16 protein-coding genes and 2 pseudogenes are annotated in these 26,332 nt (G+C 40.3%); 17 read left to right on the forward strand and 1 reads right to left on the reverse strand.

Features of this window, described 5'->3' with window-relative positions:
* Positions 1 to 90: 90 nt before the first annotated feature.
* Complete coding sequence (locus A0765_RS02675) at positions 91 to 1,737, forward strand: phosphoenolpyruvate carboxykinase (ATP) (RefSeq protein ID WP_062004498.1); 1,647 nt, start codon at positions 91 to 93, stop codon at positions 1,735 to 1,737.
* A gap of 90 nt (positions 1,738 to 1,827) precedes the next feature.
* Positions 1,828 to 3,168: a hemolysin family protein gene (locus tag A0765_RS02680; protein WP_045499115.1), complete on the forward strand. Its 1,341-nt coding sequence runs from the start codon at positions 1,828 to 1,830 to the stop codon at positions 3,166 to 3,168.
* 352 nt (positions 3,169 to 3,520) lie between these two features.
* Here the strand turns inward: A0765_RS02680 and A0765_RS09880 are convergent.
* A pseudogene (locus A0765_RS09880) lies at positions 3,521 to 3,616 on the reverse strand (trehalose operon repressor); the annotation flags it as partial.
* Between the two features lie 23 nt (positions 3,617 to 3,639).
* On the opposite strand from A0765_RS09880, the pseudogene A0765_RS10775 reads away from it, so the two are divergent.
* The 15 genes and pseudogenes from A0765_RS10775 to A0765_RS10590 all read left to right on the forward strand — a co-directional run.
* Positions 3,640 to 3,741, forward strand: a pseudogene (locus A0765_RS10775) (DUF3459 domain-containing protein); the annotation flags it as partial.
* A 378-nt stretch (positions 3,742 to 4,119) separates the two neighbouring features.
* On the forward strand, positions 4,120 to 4,917 hold the full coding sequence (gene pflA, locus A0765_RS02685; RefSeq protein WP_005590787.1) for a pyruvate formate-lyase-activating protein: 798 nt from the start codon (positions 4,120 to 4,122) through the stop codon (positions 4,915 to 4,917).
* A 349-nt stretch (positions 4,918 to 5,266) separates the two neighbouring features.
* Positions 5,267 to 6,490, forward strand: a complete 1,224-nt coding sequence (locus A0765_RS02690; RefSeq protein WP_005590786.1) for a glycosyltransferase — start codon at positions 5,267 to 5,269, stop codon at positions 6,488 to 6,490.
* A 167-nt stretch (positions 6,491 to 6,657) separates the two neighbouring features.
* On the forward strand, positions 6,658 to 7,917 hold the full coding sequence (gene secY2 / locus A0765_RS02695) for an accessory Sec system protein translocase subunit SecY2 (RefSeq protein WP_005590785.1): 1,260 nt from the start codon (positions 6,658 to 6,660) through the stop codon (positions 7,915 to 7,917).
* A 6-nt stretch (positions 7,918 to 7,923) separates the two neighbouring features.
* Positions 7,924 to 9,525 carry an accessory Sec system protein Asp1 gene (asp1, locus tag A0765_RS02700; RefSeq protein WP_062004499.1) on the forward strand — a complete coding sequence of 534 codons (1,602 nt, stop codon included), beginning with the start codon at positions 7,924 to 7,926 and terminating at the stop codon, positions 9,523 to 9,525.
* Positions 9,512 to 11,071, forward strand: a complete 1,560-nt coding sequence (asp2, locus tag A0765_RS02705; protein WP_062004500.1) for an accessory Sec system protein Asp2 — start codon at positions 9,512 to 9,514, stop codon at positions 11,069 to 11,071. Before asp1 ends, asp2 begins: the two co-directional genes overlap by 14 nt.
* Positions 11,068 to 12,102 carry an accessory Sec system protein Asp3 gene (gene asp3, locus A0765_RS02710; protein ID WP_062004501.1) on the forward strand — a complete coding sequence of 345 codons (1,035 nt, stop codon included), beginning with the start codon at positions 11,068 to 11,070 and terminating at the stop codon, positions 12,100 to 12,102. Before asp2 ends, asp3 begins: the two co-directional genes overlap by 4 nt.
* Positions 12,092 to 14,479 carry an accessory Sec system translocase SecA2 gene (gene secA2, locus A0765_RS02715; protein ID WP_062004502.1) on the forward strand — a complete coding sequence of 796 codons (2,388 nt, stop codon included), beginning with the start codon at positions 12,092 to 12,094 and terminating at the stop codon, positions 14,477 to 14,479. The genes asp3 and secA2 overlap by 11 nt, the downstream gene beginning before the upstream one ends.
* 69 nt (positions 14,480 to 14,548) lie before the next feature.
* Positions 14,549 to 17,578 (forward strand): serine-rich family protein, encoded by a 3,030-nt coding sequence (locus A0765_RS02720; protein WP_062004503.1) that lies wholly within the window; start codon positions 14,549 to 14,551, stop codon positions 17,576 to 17,578.
* A gap of 63 nt (positions 17,579 to 17,641) precedes the next feature.
* Positions 17,642 to 18,817 (forward strand): family 1 glycosylhydrolase, encoded by a 1,176-nt coding sequence (locus A0765_RS02725; protein ID WP_062004504.1) that lies wholly within the window; start codon positions 17,642 to 17,644, stop codon positions 18,815 to 18,817.
* A 246-nt stretch (positions 18,818 to 19,063) separates the two neighbouring features.
* Positions 19,064 to 19,933, forward strand: coding sequence for a coiled-coil domain-containing protein (locus A0765_RS02730; RefSeq protein ID WP_257000787.1), 870 nt, complete (start codon positions 19,064 to 19,066; stop codon positions 19,931 to 19,933).
* Between the two features lie 14 nt (positions 19,934 to 19,947).
* Positions 19,948 to 21,477 carry an accessory Sec system glycosyltransferase GtfA gene (gtfA, locus tag A0765_RS02735; RefSeq protein ID WP_062004506.1) on the forward strand — a complete coding sequence of 510 codons (1,530 nt, stop codon included), beginning with the start codon at positions 19,948 to 19,950 and terminating at the stop codon, positions 21,475 to 21,477.
* Positions 21,478 to 21,507: 30 nt separating this feature from the next.
* On the forward strand, positions 21,508 to 22,836 hold the full coding sequence (gene gtfB, locus A0765_RS02740) for an accessory Sec system glycosylation chaperone GtfB (RefSeq protein WP_062004507.1): 1,329 nt from the start codon (positions 21,508 to 21,510) through the stop codon (positions 22,834 to 22,836).
* Positions 22,837 to 22,906: 70 nt separating this feature from the next.
* Entirely contained in the window at positions 22,907 to 23,083 is a 177-nt protein-coding gene (locus A0765_RS02745; protein ID WP_062004508.1) for a hypothetical protein, read from the forward strand.
* A 431-nt stretch (positions 23,084 to 23,514) separates the two neighbouring features.
* Positions 23,515 to 26,332 (forward strand): KxYKxGKxW signal peptide domain-containing protein (locus tag A0765_RS10590; protein ID WP_257000788.1); only part of this gene is annotated, 2,818 nt, incomplete at its 3' end.

Below are 26,332 nucleotides of genomic sequence, written 5' to 3' on the forward strand. Positions count from 1 at the left end.
CTCGCCTTTCTCTTTTTTACTGCATTTTTTATGGTCCATCATTGGATATTTATGCTAAAATAATAGTAATAGCATAAAGGAGGTATCGTTATGGGAACACGTCGTAAATTTTCTCCGCAAGAAATAAGAAAAGATTCTTCTTATTTTTCGCCCTTGAAGACCATTGTAGAGACAGCCTTTTATGAGAATCAGGTTCAGGCAATCAAGACCGTAGAAGAGGCCTATCAACTGGCTTCGGTAGCTGCTGGAACGGTTGTGCTGGACATGCCGGTGATTCATACTAAGGAGCTGGGACTTCCTTCTTATGCCCGCGTTTTATTAACTAACTCGGGGGCTGTTGTCGGCCGAACTGCCAAGGCTAGACGAATTTATGGCAGAGATCGTCAGGAAGATGAGCACTTGCTGTTTCTGGTTCGTAGTGCTGTTTATCAGGCACATCAGAGGACCTTTTATAAGGCAGATGCAGTCGTGGGGCTGGATGAGGACTTTATGGTTTGCGCCCATCTGATGGTTCCTCAGGAAGAAATAAACAATCTTTATTCTTGGCTCTTGAATTTCCAGATTTTGGATGAGGAATTTAAGAACCGCCTACGAGCTTCTAAAAAGTACGAGGAAAATGATATCTTTGTCTTTTTTGATCCCAAGTGGACGCATCCAGACTATCCTGAAGGTTTGGTTTACTTTGATACCAATCATAATTGCGCTGTTATTCTGGGCTTAAATTATTTCGGGGAGCTGAAAAAGGCAACCTTGACTTTGGCGTGGGGAACGGCTGCTAGAAATGGCTATGTTGCCTGCCACGGAGGTCTGAAAATCTTCAAGCAGAAGACGGAAAAAGAAGACTATGTTGCATCTTTCTTTGGGCTGTCAGGTTCAGGAAAATCTACATTGACGCATACCAAACATGACCATAAATATGACATCAAGGTTCTCCATGATGATGCTTTTATTATCTCGGTCAAGGATGGCTCCTCTATTGCCCTCGAACCGTCTTATTTTGACAAGACTAATGACTATCCTACAGGCCATAGTGAGCAGGATTTCTTTGTCACTGTGCAGAACTGTGGAGTGACGCTGGATGAAAATGGGCGGAAAAAGCTAGTAACAGAGGACATCCGTAACGGGAATGGACGGACTGTCAAATCGCGCTTTGCGACTCCGAATCGAGTAGACCGAATTGATGAGCCCATCAATGCTATCTTCTGGATTATGAAGGATGATTCTCTGCCGCCACTGGTTAAGATCAATGATCCGCTGATGGCTTCCACAATGGGCTGCACCCTGATGACCAAGCGCTCCAATGCCGAGAATGTCACTGGTTTGCACGAAGACTTGGTTATTGAACCTTATGCCAATCCTTTCCGAGTCTATCCATTGGTGGAAGATTATCGGAAATTCCGTCGTTTATTTGAGTCAGGGGTCGCTTGCTACATTATCAATACTGGTTTTTATATGGGCAAAGGTATCTCAAAGGAAGTATCTTTAGATATTATTGAGCAGATTGTAGAGGGAAGGGCTCAATTTAAGCCTTTTGGTCCTTTGGAAGGTTTTGAATATCTGGATTATAAGGGTTATGCTGTTCCAAACTTTGACGACAAATACAGACAGCTCATTCGTGAAAGAATGCAGGTTCGTTTAAACTTTCTATTGGCCTTTAATCAGAAATATCCCAAGACAGCCCTGCCTGTTGGAGCTATTTCCCAGCTAGAAAAAGTCTTGCAGGACTTAGAGGATTAATCTGCAAAACGCTTTCCTATAAATCCTTGTGCACGAATCCCAAAAATATGTTATAATCAAAGTTGATTATAATTTTTAGGAGAAGAATCCATGGAAGACCCTGGCAGTCAGAGTATTTTATTGCAAGCAATACTGCTATTTGTTTTAACCTTACTAAATGCCTTTTTCTCAGCTTCTGAGATGGCGATGGTGTCGCTCAATCGAGCTCGCGTCGAGCAAAAAGCCGAGGAAGGCGATGCCAAATACGTTCGTTTATTAAAAGTTCTTGAAAGTCCCAATAACTTTCTGTCAACGATTCAGGTTGGTATCACCGTCATCAATATTCTGTCGGGGGCAAGCTTTGCGGATAATCTAGGGAAAATCTTTGCTTCTTGGATGGGTGATTCCAAGACGGCACATGCAGTTGCTAGTTTCTTGGCCCTTGCTCTCTTGACTTATATTTCCATTGTTTTGGGGGAGCTTTATCCTAAGAGAATCGCTATGAATCTTAAGGATAGTTTGGCTATTCGGACTGCACCAGTGATTATCTTCCTCGGGAAAATTGTCAGTCCGTTTGTCTGGTTGCTTTCAGCCTCTACCAATCTTCTCAGTCAGATGACGCCGATGAAGTTTGATGATGCGGATGAAAAAATGACCCGAGATGAGATTGAGTATATGCTGACCAATAGTGAGGAGACGCTGGATGCAGATGAAATCGAAATGCTGCAGGGGATTTTCTCGCTAGATGAAATGGTGGCGCGTGAACTCATGGTACCACGGACAGATGCCTTTATGGTTGATATTCAGGATGACACCAAGGAAATCATCGAAAGTATCCTCAAGCAAAATTTCTCACGAATTCCTGTCTATGATGGCGATAAGGACAATGTGATCGGCTTGATTCATACTAAGCGCTTGCTAAATGAAGCCTTCGCCAATGGATTTGACAATCTAAACCTCCGCAAGATTCTGCAAGAGCCACTTTTTGTGCCTGAAACGATTTTTGTAGATGATTTGCTCAAATCTCTCCGGAATACCCAAAATCAAATGGCGATTCTGTTGGATGAGTATGGTGGTATGGCAGGTCTCGTGACGCTTGAAGACTTGCTAGAAGAAATCGTCGGTGAAATCGAAGATGAAACAGACAAGGTTGCTATCGAGGTTCATGAAATTGGTGAGAATACCTACATTGTTTTAGGAACCATGACCCTCAATGACTTTAATGAATATTTTGAAGTTGAAATTGATAGTGATGATGTGGATACTATTGCTGGTTATTATCTGACTGGTGTTGGAACCATTCCAAATCCAACAGAACGGCTCAGCTATGAAGTGGAAAGCCAGAATAAAAAACTGATTTTGACCAATGACAAGGTTAAAAATGGCCGTGTCACCAAGGTGAAAGTGGAAATATCTGAAATGATTGAAGAAGATGAAGAAGCTGAAAAATAATTCAGCTTCTTTTGTTTTAAGTTTTCCGCAAGATTTTTATAAGGAATGCTTAAGCTGAAAGTCTTATACTAGTCTCAACAAATAAGAAATGAGGGCAGTCCAATGACATATAAAGTAAATGTAACCTATCAGAAATCATTCATTCGCTCCAAGTTAAACAAAGCAGCCTAACCAGTACTAGCAATAGAAGCAAGAAATAGATTCTCGTATCAACATTTCATAAATTTTTCATATCATCTCCTAAATATAAAAAAATTATAAAACTAAAAATAAACCAAAGAACAGGAAAACTCCTCTGCTCGCTAGATTTTAGCTGACAGAGGAGATTTTTTATGCTCGCTGAATCAAGACTTCATTCTCTCTGCCGAGTAGCAAAATCCACGAAGCGAAATTTATCTAGTTTGTGCCGGCTCTCCGTGTATTGAAACTGGCGGCCGTCGGAGAGATAGAAGATAGAGCATTTTTAGATATTATCAAATTAGGCAGGTACTGATTTCAAATTACGAGGAGACAGCAATAGCTGCGACCATGACTTTGAAACCCTATGAAACGTTAGCTATTCTAGTAAAATAATGATTAAAACCAGCTTAAGCTTCTTTTAAGTATGGTGCAGTATACTAGAAGCATCAAATGAAGACCTCTTAACTTTATTTGATAGAAGGAGTCCTTTAGTTTAACAGATGAGCAGCTGTTATAGCTATAGTTCCGCACCTTTTTTTCATAACAATCTCCGAAAAGGTCGCCCTCAGGGCGGCTTTTTTTATGGAGAAAGCTGGAAACGGAGAAAAGCAATTTCAAGAAAAACTGAAAAACTCTATCTGTTGTAACACAATGAAAATGAAACTGAAAAACAGTTTATTTTCTAAAAAATAGGCAGAATCTATCTATTTTCACTCGAATCGTGGTATAATGTAGTTATAGTAAAACGTTTTCAGGTACAAGAGGATTATTATGGTTGAAGAAGCGATTGATTATGGGAAAGTAACGGGAATGGTGCACTCTACGGAGAGTTTTGGAGCAGTGGATGGACCAGGTATCCGCTTCATCGTCTTTTTGCAGGGCTGTCATATGCGTTGTCAATATTGCCACAATCCAGATACCTGGGAGATGGAAACCAACAAGTCTCAACTGCGGACTGTGGATGATATCCTACAAGAAGCCCTTCGTTACAAAGGTTTCTGGGGCAATAAAGGTGGTATTACCGTCAGCGGGGGAGAAGCACTTCTACAGATTGACTTTTTGATTGCCTTCTTTACCAAGGCCAAAGAGCTGGGGATTCATTGTACGCTGGATACCTGCGCCCTGCCTTTTAGAAATACGCCTCGTTATCTAGAAAAGTTTAATAAACTGATGGCGGTGACGGATTTGGTCTTGCTGGATATCAAGGAAATTAATGAGGCGCAGCATAGGATCGTGACTACCCAGACCAATAAAAACATCTTGGCCTGTGCAAAATATCTCTCAGATATTGGAAAGCCAGTGTGGATTCGACACGTTCTGGTGCCAGGCTTAACGGACCGTGATGAGGACTTGATTGAGCTAGGTAAGTTTGTCAAAACACTCAAGAACGTTGATAAGTTTGAAATCCTTCCTTACCATACTATGGGAGAATTCAAGTGGCGGGAGCTGGGCATTCCTTATTCACTGGAAGGTGTGAAGCCACCGACTGCTGACCGGGTCAAGAATGCCAAGGAACTGATGCAAACAGAATCCTACACCGAATACATGAATCGGGTGCATAATAACTAAGTGATGTAAGTAGGGTAAGTGGACTGGAGAGAAACCAGTCCATTTTTCTTAATAAAATACCTGCTAATTCTTCGGGATAGCCTAATTTTATAAGATTTGATAGCATGTTCAGCACCTATTTAAAGACGTTACAGGTAGTGGCTGTCTGATTTTAAAAGGATGGATATATTAGAAGCGCTTATAGCAAGCTTTCTTCTTTTTGTGTGAGTAGCTTTCACCTCTATTTTAAGGCTAGAAAAGTTAGGTCTAGCTTTCAAGAAGGTGTTTGAATAAAGGCGGAATTTATGGTATAATAAACCCTAATAGCGATTTTTTTAGAGAATTGAATAAGCTTAGTGGGAGTAGTGTTTTGGAAAAGAAAAAAGCCATTGTGGTTTCGGGAGATTATGGGTATATCAGACAGATTGAAACAACAATAAAATCTCTTTGCTGTCATCATAAAAATCTAGATATTTATGTTTTTAATCAGGACATTCCTCAAGAATGGTTCTACTATACGCGTCGGAAGGTGGAAGCAGCTGGCAGTCAGTTGAACGATGTGAAATTATTCAATGACCAGATTGACGATCAGGTGAAATCGAAATGGGAAGCTGGGACTTACGCTCATATCAACTACATGGCCTATGGGCGCTATTTTATACCGAATTACGTTGCAGCAGATAAAGTTTTATATTTAGATTGTGATATTGTTGTGACACGAAATCTGGACCATCTTTTTGAGATAGATCTGGAGGATTATTATGTAGCAACGACTCGCGCGACATATGGAGTAGGCTTTGGCTTTAATTCTGGAATGATGCTCATCAATAATAAGCGTTGGCGTGAAGAAAACATGGCTCAGCAATTGGTTGAGTTGACAGATAGAGAATTAGCCAATTTTACTGAAGGTGATCAGTCTATCTTGAATTTGATGTTTGAGGGCAAAAAACTTGATTTGGAAGATACTTACAATTTTCAAATCGGTTTTGACATGGGAGCTGCGCTAGATAAGCATGACTGGATTTTCGAAATTCCACTTTCTCCACTACCTGCTGTTTTGCATTATATTTCTGGTCAAAAACCATGGAACACTGTTTCCAACATGCGTCTGCGTGAAGTATGGTGGTTTTACAATTCTCTTGATTGGTCTACAATTATTGAGACAGATGAATTTGATGTCGAGAAAGCTATTAAACAGAGGGATGAAGGCTTTGCTCTCCACTGTGTAACCTTGACAAACTCAGATAGGCTAGAGGGAATTGAAGATTTGGTGAATGCATTACCAAACTGTCTATTTCATATTGCTGCCTATACACAGATGTCTGATAAGTTACTCAAACTGATGGCTTATGAAAATGTTCGTTTGCACCCTGCAATTTTGCCATATCCTTTGAGAGATTTACTTGCGAGCAGCGACATTTATCTTGATATCAATCACGATCAGAAATTCGATACTGTAATTAGGGAGTTTCAAGAGTCTGGTAAGCCTGTTTATGCCTTTGATAATGTTCAAACAGAAGGGGTTTCAGAGCAAGTATTCTCACATGAGAATTATCAGGAAATGGTGGAAAAAATTCGATCAGATTTTAATTAAATGACGAACTGCCCCACATTTTGTAATCGAAATAGAGAAAGCAAGTTGATTCCTTATCTATAATTCTATGGAATGGGCTTGCTTTCTTAAGTCTTTGGCTTAAAAGACAAGTTTATGTATGAAAAGAGGACTCTGGGCAAGTCCAAAATACAAATAAAGGATAATAAATGGAGCACTTTGGTCTTAAGAAAAAGAAGCATCAGAATATTTTTAGAAAGAGAATCCTCTTTACCCTGTTCATTATAGCTATTTATATATTAGGAAGACATATCTTGCTTCCGGGCTACAATGGCAGTATGGAAGCTTTTCGGATAAAGGAAGACAATCCCTTGGCCGCTTTGTATTTGCTGGCAGGAATTGATGTTTCTCAGATTTCAGTATTTTCTTTGGGCTTAGGACCTTGGATTACGACGATGATCGTATGGCAAGTCATGAACCTAAAGAAAAGCTGGAATATACAATCTTGGTCCCTTAAAAAAACGGATTTCTTTCAAAAAATCTTAACCTTGTTCTTTGCGATTGTGCAGGGACTGGCCATTATGTACACCGCTTATAGAGGAAATGGTCGCTTTCTACTTCTAGTGGATGATTGGCTCTATAATCTAGCAGTTTTACTCACAGTTGTGACAGGCAGTTTTATTATTATTTGGTTGTCAAGCCTTAATACTCGTAAAGGAGTGGGAGGGTCAACCATTATTATCATTTCAGGGATTTTACTCCAGTTTGCTGACCAATTAATAGTCTTGCTTGGGAAATCCTTGTCTTCTGTCCGAGGAGGAATGATGTTAGTTGTGGCTCTATTGGCCTATCTTCTCTTGACCTTTGTTGCTGTTGTGTGTGAGAAAGCCGAGATACGTCTGCCTCTCAATCGGATCATGTTAAGCAGTCGCTACTATGATAAATCTTATTTGCCAATTAAGTTCATTCCTTCTGGTGGAATGCCCATTATGTATGCAACAAGTGTCTTGATGTTGTTCCAATTATTACTAGACTGGACGGGGAAAGGATTTTCACTAAAATTTGGGAATTTGTTTGACTTTACAAAGCCCTTGGGTCTCCTTGTTTATCTAGTTGCGATTTACTTGTTGGGTATTTTGTTTGCCTATATCAATTTGGAACCGGAAGAGACAGCGAAACGCTTGCAGCGTCAGGGAGAATATTTTGACTATATTCAGCCTGGGAAAGAAACCTTAAAAGTGTTAAAACACTATATTTCTTTGCAATCAAATATAGGTGCTATCTATCTCATCATGTATGTCGGCCTGCCCTATTTTATTAATTTCTTCTTGCCTTTACCAAGTTTCTTTTTGACCTTGCCAAGCACACTAGTCATTTTGATCAGCATGCTCTTGCCCTTGCGTGAAGAAATACGAATCTTAAGAATCGGGACTTATTATCATAAAGAACTAGAAGTAAAAGGAGAATAGAGGGATATGTTTTACTTTGTACCTTCTTGGTATAAACAAGATCGAAAATGGTATTCTACTGCCCTACCTTTCTATCTGCAGCCGAAAAATATGATGTTTGACGATGCCGTAAATTTATTACGGATGTTTCAACAATCAGGAGAAGCCAACTCTGTCTTGATTTTGAATTATTCACCTCATATTCGGACTTTCTTTTATCAACAAAGACTTTCATCAGATGAAATGTGGAATCTATTTGATAGCATACAAGGTCTGACAGATGTGCCTGCACGAAAAATTCGTTTGGATGATTTGAAATGGCCTCAGGGAGCAGAAATCTTTTATACTCCTTTTATTGTAGATGTTCACGTTGATCACCTACCTCATGCTCAGATTAATTTTTCACAAATAGGTAATATTTTTGATATTACCTATTTTGAAAATAATCAGATAGATTATCAGCTTGTTTTTGATGACCGTGGCTTTGTCTCCAGTATTATCTATTTTGAGCACAATCAGCCTTATTATCAGGACTATCTGAATGCACAAGGGATATGGCAATTCAGAGAATTTTTGACAGCCGATAACCAGCAGGTCATTATCAATCCTGAGGCACAGGGCACATTTGCCAAGGATGTCTATCAGAATATTGAAGAACTTGTTAAAGAAAAGCTAGAGCAGCATTTGGCTTCTGTTTTAACCAAGGATGATTCAATTATTGTTTCAGCAGATGTGCAGCATAATCATTTTTTCCAACAGATTAAGAAGGATCATCTTGTTGTTCTGTCCTTCTTTGGCAATCGTTATCCGATTACGAATACAGAACAATTATTCTCTGATTTAAAAGATACCCCATTTTTTGTGGTAGATAGCTTGGATAAAATCGTGAAGATTGCAGAACAAGTGGGGGAAGTAGAAGAAGAGCAACTTCCTGCTTATTATGAGATTCCACCCTATGACACACAGTTGAATCTTGGGCATAGTCAGCGGAAAAAAGAGTTGATTATCTATGTCAATTTTGATACTTTACCAGAACATCATCTTCAATATGTCTTTACTTCCTTGTTTGATATGATGTTGCAACATGAGTGGATTGACTTATTGGTCGGGACGCAGAGTCAAGATTTTGGTCGAGAAGCTTCTATTCGACAGTTTCTTGAGGAATCTTTATCATCAACAAAGTATGCAGAAAAATTGCTCCTTGTTGACAAGGATAAGGCTGCTAAGAGTGGTGATCCACGCTTAGAAGATGATGATAGCCTCAGAGAGCGAATTGATACTGTGGTGATTCATAGTGATACCGATTTGGCAAAGGCTCTGAAGTATGTTCGGGTCATCTTGGATTTGGGAAGCCCCGCAGATATACGAACCCAAATTGCAGGTATCAGCGGAGGGATTCCTCAAGTGAATTTGTATAATTCTTCCTATGTGAAGCATGGCGAAAATGGTTGGATTATGAATGATATTTCTAACCTGAAAGAGGCACTCTTGTATTACCTCACAGATTTGGAACACTGGAATCAGTCTTTGGTGCATTCGGTTAAGAGGATTGAGCTGTATACAAGGGGAGAAATTGTCGAAATGTGGAAAAATACGATAAAGGAATTAAAGCTAAATGAACAGAATTAGTGTCCTACAGATTGCCAATGAGAATTGGCAGCACCAATATGAGATTCCTAGTAATATCGCATGGACATTTGTTAAGCCAGAAGATATCATGTCTCTCTTGCCGGAAGATATTGGTATTTTAAAAAAGGATGGGAGGAAACCGAAGGCTGTTAAGCCCTATGATGTTGTCTTGGTAGATACTGTTGAGCATTTTGAGTACATCACAGTATTGGACAGCTTAATTCAGGTTTATCGCTTGTTTTATCATGAGCGCTGTCAAATCACTACAAAAACCTTGGAGAGATTCCTTTTACGCAAAAGAGCCGTTCAGTCTACTTTTGAAGATCCAGCTCAGATGCTGTATCTATTTTCACGGGGCTTTTCTTCCAAGCAAAGTGGTACCAAGCTCAGTGTTAATCATCTAGCCGTCAATCCCTCCTTTTCAGGTCAGATTAACTATGAAGGAACTAACTATCTCCGTCTGTGTGGCCAATATGGTGAGGATTACCAAACTGTAGCAACCTATCAGTACAATATCTTTCTGAGCGCAGACGCCCCTTTGGATTTATGGCCAGAGTTCAGAAATTCTGAAGATTGCGCAATTCGTTATGTCATCAAGGGTTATCCAGTTGGCAATTCTCCCATGCAAGAATGGATTTATGATGAAGAATCTTTTGATAAGCCTCTCGTTTTGGATACCAGCGATTCTTATTACCTAAGCGTCAGTGTTCAAGTGAAGGGGCAAGGAATTGTGAAAATTGGACCATTCCACCATCGCCAGTCTCATTTGGGTTATGGGGACTTGTTGATTGGTGGAAATCGTGTTGTGGATAAAAATCGGGAGGAATTGATTTACTACTTCCATCCTGGTGATTTGAAGCCACCTCTCAATATTTATTTTTCTGGTTATCGTCCAGCTGAAGGATTTGAGGGATACTGGATGATGAACAATTTGGGAGCGCCTTTCTTGTTGATTGGAGATCCGCGTTCTGAGGGTGGTGCTTTCTATCTCGGCTCAGAAGAGCTAGAGCAAAAGCTTGTTCAGGTTATTCATCACTGTTTAGATGAATTAGGCTTTACAAGGGATCAGTTGACCTTATCCGGACTATCAATGGGGACCTTTGGAGCCCTGTATTATGCTTCCAAGTTAGAGCCTCATGCAGTGATTGTCGGTAAGCCCTTAGTAAATTTAGGCGATATTGCAGAGAATGAATCCACGATTCGTCCTGGAGGTTTTCCTACTTCTTTAGATTTGGTGCTTCGTACAACAGGAGAATTATCAGAGGAAGGAATAGCTCAACTTAATGAGCACTTCTGGTCAGCATTCAAAGAAGCTGATTTTTCAAGGACGAAATTTATTGTGTCTTATATGTATCATGATGACTACGATGGTACGGCCTACCCTGATATGCTAGAAGAGCTAGGAAAGCGAGCTTATCGCGTTAATATCATTAGTAAAGGATTGACTGGACGACATAATGATGATACGCAAGGAATTGTCGAATGGTTCTTTAATCAGTATAAAACTTTATTAGTGAATAGTTTTGAAAGGAAGTTTGGTTCGTGAGATACAAGGAAGAAATCTATTTTGCTTATTGGGATATGCAAAGTGTATCACAGTATCTATATGGATCGTCTGTGAAGCTGCTAGCAGATGGGCATGTTTTATATGAGAATCAGTTCATGCCGTCTGGTACAGTCATTCATGAATGGCATTCGCAAGCAAACTATCAGGCTTTACGAAATACGAGCCAGCTTCCTGAATTGAAGCGAGGAGAAAAATATATCTTTGGCAGCCATCTGGAGACTCTTCCTGAAAATTCGACCTACTTGAAGATTGAATTTATGAATGCGCGTGATGAGGAGATTTTTAATCAAATCATTAAGCAGGGTGAGACAATGAGCGTTCGTGTTCCTAATAATACCCATCATTATAAAATTCAATTAGTAAGTTCAGGTTGCCATCGCTTCTTGTTTGAAAGCATCTATATTGCTGAAGAAGGTGTGGCAGATTATACTGTCGATCGCTATTGGATTTCGAAATTGTTGCATAAGGATGTCAATCAAGAGACGATTTACGTTTGCTTTACGGAGCCTGATTTCAATCGGACGGGCTACATTCCAGAAATTGTTCGGGAACATTTTCCAAATTTGCTGGTAGTCAATTCTTCCTATAAAGACGCTCTTTTGTATATGGAAAAAGAGTTTTTCGAAATCTTACTTGGAACAATTGAAAAGCTGTCTCGAGAATATTCTTTTGAAAAGGTCGCTTTTGCTGGCTATGGGCCGATTTCAAATATCGCAGCCTTGCTTTACTCACAGCAATTTGAAAATGCCTATGCTTTAGTGACTGATGATTTCATGCCAGAATTGGATTATCAGCATGTTCTTGTTCGCTATCAAAATAGGGTAAATTATCCTTTATTTAGAGATTTGCTACTGGAACGCTTCAATTCAGCTAGAGTAAAAGAGTATGCCCATCTGAAAAATAGGCCACGGGTACTAACCAAAATTGATTATTTGTTGGATCAGTCCTTTTTGCTTCAAAAAATAGACTTGGAGAAAACGGAAGAGTGGATGAGAAAGAATGAAGCCTAAAAAATTACATTTAGCTAATTCCTTTAAGCTAAGGCGTTATAAAAAAATCTTAGAAAAGATTAATCAGCTTTCTGATAATTATGCAGCCATGTCAGATGAAGAATTGCAGTCCAAAACTCAATGGTTTAAAGGCCGTCTTTCTAAGGGAGAAAGGCTGCAGGAAATTTTACCAGAAGCCTATGCCACCATTCGTGAAGCGGCTAAGCGCGTCTTGGGGCTCTACCCTTACGATGTACAAATCTTAGGTGCCTTAGTCATGCAAGACAATCAGATTGCCGAGATGAGGACGGGAGAGGGCAAAACACTAACAGCAATTCTGCCCTTGTACTTAAATGCCTTGACTGGAAACAGCACCATCTTGGTTACGGCCAATGAATATTTGGCGATACGTGACGCTAAACAAATGGCTCCTGTTTTTCATTACTTAGGAATGACAGTTGGGATTGGTGTTTCAGAAAATCCAGCTAAAAGATTGAAGGTTGCGCAAAAGCAGCGGATTTATCAAAGTGATATCGTGTATACAACACATAGTGCGCTGGGATTTGACTATCTTGAAGAAAATTTAGCGACCTCTCAAGCAAAGAAATTTTTGCCTAAGTTCTATTTCTGTTTAGTGGATGAGGTTGATGCAGCTCTCTTGGATAGTGCACAGATGCCTCTGATTATATCAGGCTCTCCGCGGGTTCAGTCCAATCTATTTGTTACCTGTGATGAGTTTGTTAAGACCTTGAAAGAAGGGGAAGATTTCAAGCTGGATTCGACTCGGACTTCAGTCTGGTTGACGAGAAAAGGTGTCAAGGAAGCAGAAGTATACTTCCGTGTACAAAATGCTTACGATCCAAATAACTACCAACTGATCCGTCAAATCAATTTGGCCTTAAGGGCCAATCATTTATTTGAAAAAGATCGTCAGTATACTGTAGAAAATGGCGAAGTCAAGTTGATGGATGAGGCAACAGGGCGAGTTTTAGAAGGGAATAAACTTCAATCTGGTTTGCACCAAGCCTTGGAAGCGAGAGAACGCGTAAAGATTTCCTTAGAAACACGTTCCATGGCCTCTATTACCTATCAAAATCTGTTCAAGATGTTTCCTAAATTGGCGGGGATGACGGGTACAGGGAAGGTCTGTGAAGATGAATTTCGTGAAGTGTATGACTTGGGAGTGGTCGTTGTACCAACTAGAAAACCCAATCAACGGATTGATTATCCAGATGAGATCTATCTAACTATCCCTCAAAAACTTTATGCTTCTTTGGATTATATTAAAAAACTACACAAAAAGGGGCAGCCAGTTTTGATTGCGACAGGATCGGTAAGAATGTCAGAAATTTACTCCATGCTCCTGTTGCAGGAAGGGATTGCTCATAATGTGCTAAATGCCTACAATGCAGCAAAAGAAGCAGAGATGATTGCACAGGCTGGTCGGCGTTCTGCGGTAACCGTCGCAACCTCTATGGCTGGTCGTGGAACGGATATTATCCTAGAAGAAGGTGTTGCTAAATTAGGCGGACTGGCGGTTATTGGAACAGAGAGAATGTCCAGTGAACGAGTGGACTTGCAGCTTCGTGGTCGTGCAGGCCGTCAAGGCGCACCTGGACTAAGTAAATTCTTTGTTTCACTTGAAGATGATATTATCACAAAGACTGGCAGTAAGTGGATCAATGATTTTTATCAAAAAGAAGTCGCCAAGCCAGAGGAAAAACAGAAGGTTCATCTAAAATCTGTTCGTATTAAATATGAGGTGACAGAAGCTCAGAGAAACAGCGACAATGCGGCAGCTGCTTCAAGACGATCAACAGAGCAGTATGACGAAAGTATCCGAATTCAACGGCAGATCATTTATAACAAGCGCAATGACATTATTGCTCATTCTGACTTTAAACTAGAATATTTTTTATCTGTTTTATCAGATGCTATGGACGCCTATATAAATAAGCATCCATTTAGAGAGCATGCCGATCTGTATCGATTTGTTTTGGATAACATTAGTTACTATTGTCAAGGAATTCCAAGAGATTTAGATGTGACAAACATTCATCAGGTTAAGAAGTTTCTATCTAAGCTTTTCATTGAAGAATATCAGCGAAAACGCGATAGAATTGAGGATTCAGAACTGTTTGGGCAGCTTCAGCGCATCGCAGTGTTAAGAGCAGTGGATGATTGCTGGGTGGAGCAAGTTGACTATCTCCAACAATTTCAAACTTTAGTGGTTAGTCAAGGTTATGCACAAAAGAATCCTGTATTTGAGTTTCATAAAGAGGCTTTTGAGTCATATAAGAGAATGAATGCAGACATGAATCTTAAAATTATAAAAAATATGGCGCTTAGTTATGTCAATGTTCAGCCTACAGGGAAATTAGAGGTTTTCTTTGGCTAAAGTTTTGACAGATTGTGCTATAGACTTTATAATAAGGATATAACTGCATTCGGGAGAAAATGTATATTTATGGGTAAGAATAATAAAGCAAAAGCAAAGGGGTTTAAGCGCGTTATATCGAAGTTTAAACGATTGGTGACGGAGGATGATAATTATTATGATCCGGATGCAGCCATCTTAAAACCGATTAGCCGAAAACCCCAAGAGCAGAATCAGGTTGTGTTAGGTATTAATGAAGAATTAAAACCACAGACAGAGCCAATTTCTATTATGGAAGACTTTGAAGATTTTCAAGCCAACAATAGCTTGGTAGTAGACGATCTGATAAGAAATGTCAGCCAAAGTTTATCAATGAGTGTTTCGACTTCAATGAGTTTGTCTGCTGAACATTTCGATAGTGATTCTGTTTCAACAAGTGAGAGTCCTCTTCAAGATTCGCTGTGGGAAAATGATTCATTAGAGACTTCTTCTTTAGACTCTTCTTCTTTAGACTCTTCTTCTCACATTATCGATCAATCAGATTCAGAATCTGAGCTGGTTCTTGAGGATGAATCTCTATCCGCCTCTATTAGTGCGAGTGAGAGTCTTTCTGAGTCTGAATACTGGAGTATCTTTGAATCTGAATCTCTCAGTATATCAGAGTCAGATTCGCTTTATGAGAGTGAATGGCTATCCGCTTCTATCAGCACGAGTGAGAGTCTTTCCGAGTCTGAATACTGGAGTATTTTCGAAATGGAATCCCTCAGCATATCAGAGTCAAATTCACTTTATGAGAGTGAGTGGTTATCCGCTTCCATAAGCGCCAGTGATAGTCTTTCCGATTCTGAATACTGGAGTATTTTCGAATCTGAGTCCCTCAGCATATCAGAGTCAGATTCACTTTATGAGAGTGAGTGGCTATCCGCTTCTATCAGCGCCAGTGATAGTCTTTCCGAGTCTGAGTACTGGAGTATCTTTGAATCTGAATCTCTCAGCATATCAGAATCAGATTTACTCTATGAGAGTGAATGGCTATCTGCTTCTATCAGTGCAAGTGAGAGCCTTTCTGAGTCTGAGTACTGGAGTATCTTTGAATCTGAATCTCTCAGCATATCAGAATCAGATTCACTTTATGAGAGTGAATGGTTATCCGCTTCTATCAGTGCCAGCGAGAGTCTTTCCGAGTCGGCTTCTATCCTTCTTAGCGAATTCGTTTCAACTTCGGTAGCGGATAGTCAGTCAGTTTCTCTGTCAGAATCCATTAGTGCTAGTCTGAGCCTTTCAGAATCTGAGTCTCTAAGTGCCTTAGAAGAGACTTCTATGAGTCTTTCGAATTCAGTTTATGAGGAGGAAGCGTATTCACTTTCAGTAAACGAGAATAAGCCAGATACTTTCTTGATTTCTCTTAGCACTAGCCTGAGCCTCTCTACTTCTGAATGGTTGGCTCAGTCTGAGTTTACTTCACTTAGCCTTTCGGCATCTGAATCTTTGAGCATCAGTCAGTCTCTATCCTTGAGTGAAGCTTTTTCTCAACTTCTTTTCGAGTCTGAATCAGCCAAGGAGAGTCAGCAGCTATCAGAATCACTTAGCTATAGCCAGTCCCTTTCTCTGTCAGAATCTTTGAGTGAATGGACAGTAACTTCTCTCAGTCTCAGCGAGTCAATCTCTTTGAGCGAGTCAATCTCCTTGAGTGAGTCCATTGCCGAGTATACTTGGTTAAGTTCTTCATTATCGGTTAGTGCCTCTGTTGCTCAATCCGAATTGGAAAGCAAATTGACATCAATTTCCGAGTCTATTAGTGTCTCAGAATCTCTCAGTCAGAGTGTGAGCGTCTTCACTTCTTTCAGCTTGAGTGAGTCAGTTTCCTTGAGTGAATCCGAAAGTCTCAGTGCGTCAAGCTCCTTGAGTTTGAGTGAGTCCGCTTCTTTGAGTGAATCTGAAAGTCTTAGTCAGAGTCTCAGCCTTTCAGAATCCTTGAGCCAAAGTGTCAGCGCTTCACATTCTTTGAGTCTCAGTGAGTCAATTTCAGTCAGTCAATCTGAACAAGAGAGCCAGAGCCTTAGTGTGTCAGAATCCTTGAGTCAGAGCGCAAGCATTTCGACTTCCTTTAGTTTGAGTGAATCACTTTCCGAATATACTTGGCTCAGTTCGTCACTCTCAGTTAGTGCCTCTGTTGCCCAATCTGAATTGGAAAGCAAGTTAGCATCGATTTCCGACTCTATTAGTCAGAGTGCTTCAATCTCTCTGAGTGTTTCAGAATCTCTCAGTCAGAGTGCAAGCCGTTCAACTGCCTTTAGTTTAAGTGAATCAGTTTCCTTGAGTGAGTCTGAGAGCCTTAGTCAGAGCCTCAGTGTTTCAGAATCCTTGAGTCAAAGCCTGAGTGTTTCAAGCTCCTTGAGCTTGAGTGAGTCTGAAAGCCTTAGCCAGAGTCTCAGTATTTCTGAATCATTAAGTGAGAGTGCAAGCCTTTCAACTTCTTTAAGTTTGAGTCAATCAATTTCAGAGTATAATTGGCTCAGTTCGTCACTCTCAGTTAGTGCTTCTGTTGCCCAATCTGCATATGAGAGCAAGTTAATTTCAGTTTCAGAGTCGGCTAGTCAGAGCACCTCAACCTCTATCAGTCTTTCAGAATCTCTTAGTTATAGTGTCAGCATCTCAACTTCCTTTAGTTTGAGTGAGTCGATTTCCCTGAGTGAATCAGAGCAAATCAGTCAAAGTATTGTGAGAGTTTCCTTATCTGAGTTTTACAGTATTTCAGTCTCAGAGTTGCTTTCTTACAGACAGAGTGTTTCAGAGTCTAAGTCAGTATCACATAGTTTACAAGTCTCAGAATCTCTGTCACTTAGCTTGTCTCGAACAGAGTCAATGCTTCTTGCCTATCAACAAGAATCGCTTGAAAGTATGAGCCTTGCATCTCAGGAACTTTCAGAGGCGGTTGCACTATCTCAAGAAAGCTTGTCTGTTCAAGTGTCTACAACTCCAAACTTGAGCGTGACTGATCAAGAGGCATATCAGATGGTAAGACCAGGTTTACAGCCAATTTCTCCTGACTTAAAAAATGTCGCTAGTACATTATCTGGATTGGCTTCTATCGCTCAAAATAAGAAAGACCAGCGATAATTTTAAAGATACTAGAGGATGCAATAGTATCCACATATATTCACAAAATTAAAAGGAGTCATTATGATTAGAAATACGATGCCCAACAGCAATAAAGGTTTGGGAACGATGGATGTATTACCACTTAGTGAACCACGTATAGGAGTACTGACAGGGGAAATCAACTACAAAAAAGTACCAATAGGTGCCTATGATCTTCTGGGGCAATTTACTTTAGCGAGTCAACCGGATTATGTTAGTGATTTGAATATGATTCAATCGATGGGCTTCAATGTTTATAGAATTTCTATCTCTTGGGCGCGAATTTTTCCAACTGGAGAGGAAGCGCAGCCAAGTGAAGAAGGTTTGCAATATTATGAAGCTATCATTGATCAAGTGTTGCAAAAGGACATTGAACCGATTGTAACTTTGAGTCATTTCGATCTTCCCCTTCATCTGTATGAAAAATACGGTGCGTGGAAGAGCCGCAAGATGATTGAACTTTATGAGCATTATACAGAAGCTGTTTTCAGATATTTTAAAGACAAGGTAAGATATTGGATTACTTTTAATGAATTTAATATTTTACATCATTTACCATATCTTGGTGGTGGTCTGTCCTTTGAAGATGGAGAAAATCGGAACCAACGAATCTGGCAGGCAGCTCACTATCAATTGGTCGCTTCGGCACGTGCTGTTAAGCTTGGAAAATCAATCAATCCAGAATTTCAATTTGGCGGCATGTTGGTAGTTAGTCGTAACTATAGTCAGAATCTAGATAGTGCGATTGATGCGATGGAAGCAGAAGTCAAGAACCGTGAAAACTATGTCTTTACAGATGTACAAGTTCGTGGCTCTTATCCAAACCATTTCTTGCGCCGTTTAGAACGTGAGCAGATTGCTTTAGATATTGAAAATGATGACTTCTTTGACTTACGAGTCGGAAAGGTTGATTTTGTTAGCTTTAGTTACCATGCATCTAGTAATTCTCAAGAAGTCTTTATCAATAAATATGGCTATAACAATACCAATAAGAATCCAATTGATCCTGTAGGTCTTCGCCTAGCTATGAATAATCTTTATGACCGCTATCAAAAGCCACTATTTATTGTGGAAGATGATCTAGTATTAGATGAGTCAGACAGCCGATCAATAGAAGAGCTAAAAACGAATATTCAAGAGATCGTTAAAACAGTAGAATATGATGGCGTTGAGCTTCTTGGTTATGCACCTCTTAGCTGGGTAGATCTCAATTTCTAAAATAGACGCTTTTACATTTAGTTACCTTTTAAGAAAATACCTGAATGGATCATACATCATCTATTCAGGTGTTTTTGTTTATAAAAGAATAAGGTTACAAAACTAAGAAAAGCATAGAGCTAGTGGGTAAATAGAATTTTATTTGCTCCTGTAGTATCCGGATTTTTTTGCTCGGAGACTTATAAAACAATGGTAATAAGCGTCATTTTATGCTACAATTGATAAGATAGTATATAATTAGAATAAATGAAGAATAGAGGGAGCAGAATGAGACTTAAAAAGACCCTATTTGGTAACTATCGTGCCAAGGAAGTTGAAGAATACATTGAATCGTTAGAAGAAGGATTTGATAGTGAAATTCGTAAAAAGAATGAGAAAATTGAATCTTTACGTAAAAAAATTGATGCTTTAAAGAACCAAGAAAGAGAAATCGGTGAAGCCGTCGTTTATGCTAAATCGCTGATTATTGAAGCACATGAAAAGGCAGAAAAAGAGGCTCAAGAGGTTCTAGAAAAAGCTCAGAAAGACTTCTTACAAGTAAGATCGTCTATCCTTGAAGAGATCGATGAATTGACGAAAAAACGTCTTGAAACGGAACAGCTCTATAAGGCACAAAAGGAAAAAATCAAAGAGCTTCTTAGTCAAATTGGTCAGATTCTAGACGAAGAAACTTTAGAGGGTCAAATTGACATCGCAAGTCTAATCGAGGAAGCTTCGGAAGACGACGAATTTGCAAGCATATTTGATACTCCTTTAGAGGAAGATGAAGCTACGCGTTTGTTTGATACACCTTTAGAAGAAGACGAGGCTCCAAATGAGCAAGTTGAAGCTGAAAGTCTATTCGATGAAGCTTCTCTTGAAACGCATGAAGAAGAAGTAAATGAATCAGATGTTTTTGGTGAGGAAGAAGTCCCAGTAGAAATCTCTGCTCCACAAAAAGAAGTTGTCAATATTGAGCAAACATTTGCTAAGACAGGTACAGATAGCTCTGTTCCCGTTACTTACTTCACTTCTCCTGTCAAAAAGTCTAAAGACGAAGATAAAGAAAAAGAGAAAAAGAAGAAAGGAAAAATCATCAAACGCCTTTCAAGAATTAAAAAAGATAATCTTTTGTAAGAGGAACATGGTTTATGACAATTTATAACATCAACCTAGGAATTGGTTGGGCAAGCAGCGGGGTTGAGTACGCACAAATTTATCGTGCAAAATTGCTTCGCAGTGTGGGCTTAGAGGCAAAATTCATCTTTATGGATTTTATTTCAGCCGATAATATTGAACATTTGACGAAGAATATCGGCTTTGAAGACTCTGAGGTCATCTGGCTCTATCAATATTTTACAGATGTTAAGATTGCTCCAACAACCTACACTCTAGCACAAGTCTTAGCTAGTTTTGATAGAGAACCTCTAGAAATCGTCCGTAATCCTGAGAACAAGACCTTTCGGATCTTGTTTGGAGATAATGATTTCGTAACGTGCTATTCATGCGATATGGATAATGAACTGATTGAGCGGGCAGAGATTGTTTCGCGTGGCTGTCTCATTCAGAAAGAATATTATACTTATACTAAAAACTTTATTGAGTATTATAGTCCTGTAGATGGTCGGGCTCGTCTCTATCAACGGACTTGGCTCAATGAAGACGGTAGTGTGGCTTACGAAGAGATTATCGATGAGGTAGACGGTAAGCAAGAAACGCAAGTTTATCGTTTTCCAGATCAGGTCTTCTACTCCAAGCAGGAGTTTGTTGCTCATTTCATGAGAAGCTTGAAGTTGACAGACAAGGATTTACTGATTCTAGACCGAGAGACAGATATTGGCCAGCCAATCTTCGCCAATAAGGGGGCTGCTAAACTAGCTGTCATCGTTCACGCAGACCACTTCAGTGAAAATCCCGCAGAAAAAGAGTATATCTTGTGGAATAATTACTACGAGTATCAATTTGAGTATGCGGAAGAAGTGGACTACATCATCAACTCGACGGATGCTCAAACAGAGCTGCTGAAGGAGCAGTTTGCTCAATATACCGACATCAAGCCGAAGAATATTTTAACTATTCCTGTGGGTAGCTTGGATCAACTGCGTCGACCAGAAGGTCAGCGGAAACCTTTTGGTTTGATGACAGCTTCTCGTTTAGCCAGTGAAAAGCATATTGATTGGCTGATTCACTCTGTAGTGAAGGCGCATGAGCAATTACCGGAAATCACCTTTGATATCTACGGTACAGGTGGTGAGGAAGCTATGCTACGGAAGTTGATTGCGGATCTGCAGGCAGAAGAGTATATTCGACTGATGGGGCATCATCATATGGCGGATATTTACAAAAATTATTCCGCTTATCTAGCAGCATCTACAAGTGAAGGTTTTGGTCTGACTCTGTTGGAAGCAGTAGGTTCTGGCCTGCCCATCATTGGCTTTGATGTTCGTTATGGCAATCCGACCTTTATCCGCGATGGAGAAAATGGCTACCTGATTCCCAAGGCTCGTCCAGATGATCTAGATGCCATGACGACAGAGTATGCGGAAAAGATTGTTCAGCTATTAACTCAACATTCTCAAGAAGATTTGTCCCGTGTATCCTATGAGATAGCTGAGCCTTACCTTGATGAGCATATTGCCCAGCGCTGGTCTGATCTGGTTCAATCTGCTCAGACCAACTAAGTAGGATTCAGAAAGAAAGGCATAACCACTATGATTTGTTTGTTTGACCGCTATGATCAAGCAAGTTTTGATTTGTTACGTTCATTAAAAGCAACAGGACTTGATTGTCCTGTTGTTGTTGTACAAGACGATGGCTATCTTTCACCAGATGTCGAGTCTCCTTACAGTTATTTTACAGGAGATTTGGACACACCAGAGGGCCGTCCAATTTATTTTAATCTTGTCCCCAAACCGCACCTATGGGAGATTCGCTCTAGCAATGTAAATGGGGAAATCTTGGATATGGGCAAGAAGCGTGCGAATATTTTTTATCGCCAACCAACGCATGAAAGACGTGTGCGGGCTGTCGAATGGTTGGATACAGAGGGGCAGGTTCGAGCAGCAGATATCTACAATCGTAAAGGACGGCTTTTTGCACAAATAACCTACGACCAGACACAACGTCCGACCCATACTCGTTATTTTGACCAGAGCAATGTCGTGGTGATTATGGAAAATCATCTGACTGGTGATATCATCCTGACACTGGAGGGCAAGCGTCATATCTTTAAATCCAAACAAGAATTTGTCATCTTTTATTTGCAATATCGTGGGTATGATACAGATCGTATTATTTATAATTCTCTAGCAACCCCCTTCTTGGTGGCCTACGCTCTTCGTCCTAAAAATGGTCGTGCAGAAGATGTCCTTTTCTGGCAAGAGCCTATCGGAGAAGCCTTACCTGGTAATATGAAAGTAGCTATGAAAATGCCTCATCGCAATATCCGCATCGCTGTTCAGGACAGACAGGTATATGAGAAAATTCAAAGCTTGGTAACACCAGAAGAAAAAGTCTATTTCCACAATATTGGTTATATTTATGATTACCAGCGTCTTAATAATATGAATCCAGAAGCCTTGATTTTGACCAATAGTGATCAGCTTGAGCAAATAGAGCAGCTCTTGAATCAGCTGCCAAATGTACATTTCCATATAGGAGCCATCACAGAAATGTCTGGCCATTTGATGGGGCTCAATCGTTATCCGAATGTTTCGCTTTATCCAAATATTCGTCCGGCCAAGGTTGCAGAGCTTTTTGAGAGATGTGACTTGTATTTAGATATCAATATCAGCGATGAAATCCTCAATGCTTGTCGCACAGCTTTTGAGAACAACATGTTGATTCTCAGCTTCACAAATACTTGCCATAGCCGTCGATTTATTGCGGATGATCACATTTACGCGCCAGAAAATGTTTCAACCATGGTGGATAAGATTCAAGCTGTCCTTGCTTACTCATCAGAGATGGAAGCAGCACTTGCTAGACAGAAACAGGCTGCTAATCAAGCTAGTTTGGAGCAATATAAGACCATTCTTTAACCAGATACATGAGAACTTGCTTTCGATGAAGGCAAGTTCCTTTATGCAGATTTAGTAAGGGAGGACAATCATGCAAGAGAAGCAAAAGGGAATTCTGCAGGAGCATATCAACGAGCAACTAGATAATCGTAGAAAACCGTTGAAAAGAGAGAAGCAAGAGTTTAGTATGATTGCAGTTCTAGGTGGTATTCTTTTTCTTATCACCCTTTTAGTCACAATCATCATGCAGTTGGGACACTTTTTCTAGGATTTTTTCTGGATGAAGGAGGTCTCTGGAAAAGATGAACCTTGACGAGCAAATCGTCAAGGTTTTTTTGCCTCTATCTAATTGAACTAGTGCGAAAGGGGGGAGTAGGGGTTCAAAAGATAATAAAACGCTTTCAATAATTTGAAACTTAAAAGCGGATTTTCTGAAAAAATTAGCTATTTTCATTTGTTATTTCACATATAATTACTTGAAAAGGGGAATCCGTTTTGGTAAAATAATAGATGGTATATACTAGATAAAAGCAACTGGTGTATACCAGTTGAAATCTGCTTTTTCTGAGTCAAAGGGATAAAAACTGAAACTGACTGCAACTTTTATTAACTCTGGTTTTGGGAGGCAGCGCAATCTACACTTTGTTAATGGTCATGAGATTAACAAAGGGTCGCAATTGGATAAAAGAAAGGAATCGAATGTTTCGAAGTAAAAAATTTAACAAAGATTTCGAGATCGTAGATGAGAAAAAGCGTTATAAGCTTTACAAGTCGGGCAAAAACTGGGTAAAAGCCTCGAACTCTCAATTGGATCTCTTCCGTATCGGTGGGATGGGCGAAGTTGTCTCTAGTACCCTGTCAGACACTGAAGAACTTGATCACGCACACCTTAGTTTTAACACGCTAGCGGGTATAGGGGGAATCCTGGCCGCGGGGGCTGCAGGATTTGTGATGACTCAAGAGCAAACTGTTTATGCGGATGAAACATCTGAGTATACAGAAAAGGATAAAACAGTCATCGCAGCTGAACCGAAAGTAGCTGAAACAACTGAAACAAGTGCCAACTCAATCATCGCTCAAGCGCAAGCGGAAGTAAAGAAAGCTCAAGCAGAACAAGCATCTGCAACAGCTTCTGTATCAGTCAGTCAATCTGTTGAGGATCAAGCGAGTGCGAGTCAGTCAGTTTCAGTCAGTCAATCTGCCTCAGCAAGTCAGTCAGCTTCAGTCAGTCAATCTACCTCAGCAAGTCAATCAGCATCAGCTCCTACATCAGTCTCAGCAAGTGCAAAAGCATCTGCATCAGTAAGCTCTACACCATCAGAGTCAGCAAGCGCTCAAGCACCTGCCTCTGTAGTTGAGAGTACATCAGTTGTTAGCGGACCATCAGCTCAGGCTTCTGTGTCTACCTCAGCTTCTGCATCGCTCAACCTTAAGGTCAATCCTGCGGTAAGTCTTGTATCAGGTAGTGCTAACCAAAGTTTGGCAAGTGCAGCTCTTAGCACAAGCCAAGCAGCAACAACAAGCAACAACATCGCAGCTGGTATTGTAGCAGACAAGAACCAAGCTCAAGGTAAGGATACAACCAAGCAAGCTGAGAAAAACCAAAAGGTTGACAATACTGTAGCGACTGCACCAAAGACAGGGTATTCTGGATTCAGAGCAAATCCGATCGATACTGGATCAAAAGAACCTTTCTTTCTAAATACCGATCCATATAGCATCAACTCTCCAGAAACAAGTGGTCGTTTAAATAGACAACGGGTCTTTCTGGGACGAGCAGGTGTTCCTTTCTCGGTAACATATTACATGCATAAGTCTCAATTTGATGCGGACGAATATCCTTACGGTTCATATAAGGATAGTGAGTCTGCAGGACTTTCTCCAAGAACAACTCTAGAGACTCGAAACTGGCAAGAAGCACAAGAGAAATATAATATTACCTCGGAAACAGGTCGTGTGGAAGTGGCTCCTGGACGTTATATTCCATATGTAACTTTTAAGAGTGATAATCCAAAACCACTTAGAAGTAGTGTCAATCTGGATGTGACCTTTGATGGACGTAGCTTTCCTCAAACCAGCGTATTCATGAACTTCACTACTTCTCAGTTTAAGGGACCTGCTGTAACGTATGATGCCGAAGGGAAAAAAGAAGCACTGGCTCCTCTTGCAAAATATAAAGTAGGAGATACAGTCAATGAAACCTACTATTTCCATAATGATAAACAGTATAGATATGAGCAAGATGCTAGAAATGCTATTACTTTGTACGCTGGTAATGGTGGTTGGACCAGAAATATGGGCTTGAGATTTGTTCAAGGAGTGGAAAGACGTGCTGATTTTACCTATGTTCCTAAAGTCACTGTTACGGGGACTGTTAAAACTGAAAATCCTAATTATCTTATCAGACATAATGATGGAGTGGGAGGTAAGGATGCTGAATTCTTTACCTATCTAGGCCGTCCAGAAGAAGTTGTAACTGAGGCTGCGCAGGAGTCAATTATCAACAAGAGCAAAGACTCACTAATTCCTTCCCCTGAACCACTAGTTCCTGAGGTTGAAGTCGGTAAACGAGTTAATGAAACTTTATATGTTCATGATGGTAATAACAAAGGAGATAAGTCTGTTGGTTCTTGGCAAAGTTCTTACCTTGCGGATCAAGCGGTTGAACTGATTCATGGTAAGAAAGAACTAGAAGCTCTTGGATTAACAGTTACTACTAAAAGCAATGAACCAGGGGCTGGTAAAACTGGTTATATCCCATCTATCCAAATTTCTGGAACGCCTACTAAAACAGGAACTGTAACACTTAAATATAAGATCACTGACGAAGCGGGACAGCTTAACTTTAAGGACATTCAAGTAAATGTTAAAGAAAGCGGATCCCTTAGCCAATCAGTTTCAGCTTCTGTATCTGCAAGTCAAAGTGCTTCAGCATCTATCTCAGCAAGCATCAGTGCAAGCCAATCAGCATCAAGCTCAGTAAATGCTAGCCAAAGTGCTTCAGCAAGCCAATCAGCCAGCGCATCCGTATCAGCTAGTCAAAGTGCTTCAACATCAGTAAGCGCGAGCCACTCTGCGTCAATTAGTACGAGCCAAAGCGCTTCAGCATCTATCTCAGTAAGCATCAGTGCTAGCCAATCAGCATCAAGCTCAGCAAGTACAAGCCAAAGTGCTTCAGCAAGTGCAAGCGTAAGTGCATCAGTAAGCGCAAGTCAATCGGCTTCAGCATCAGTAAGTGCAAGTCACTCAGCATCTGTATCAGCAAGCCAATCAGCCAGCGCATCAGTAAGCTCAAGCCAATCAGCTTCAGCTTCTGTATCAGCTAGTCAAAGTGCTTCAACATCAGTAAGCGCGAGCCAGTCTGCGTCAATTAGTGCGAGCCAAAGCACTTCAGCGTCAGTATCTGCAAGTCAATCAGCTTCAGCATCTGTATCAGCTAGCCAAAGCGCGTCAGCATCAGTAAGCTCAAGTCAATCAGCTTCAGCGTCTGTATCTGCAAGTCAAAGTACTTCAGCAT

Source organism: Streptococcus cristatus (genome assembly GCF_001588905.1).
GTDB classification, from domain to species: Bacteria; Bacillota; Bacilli; order Lactobacillales; family Streptococcaceae; genus Streptococcus; species Streptococcus cristatus_N.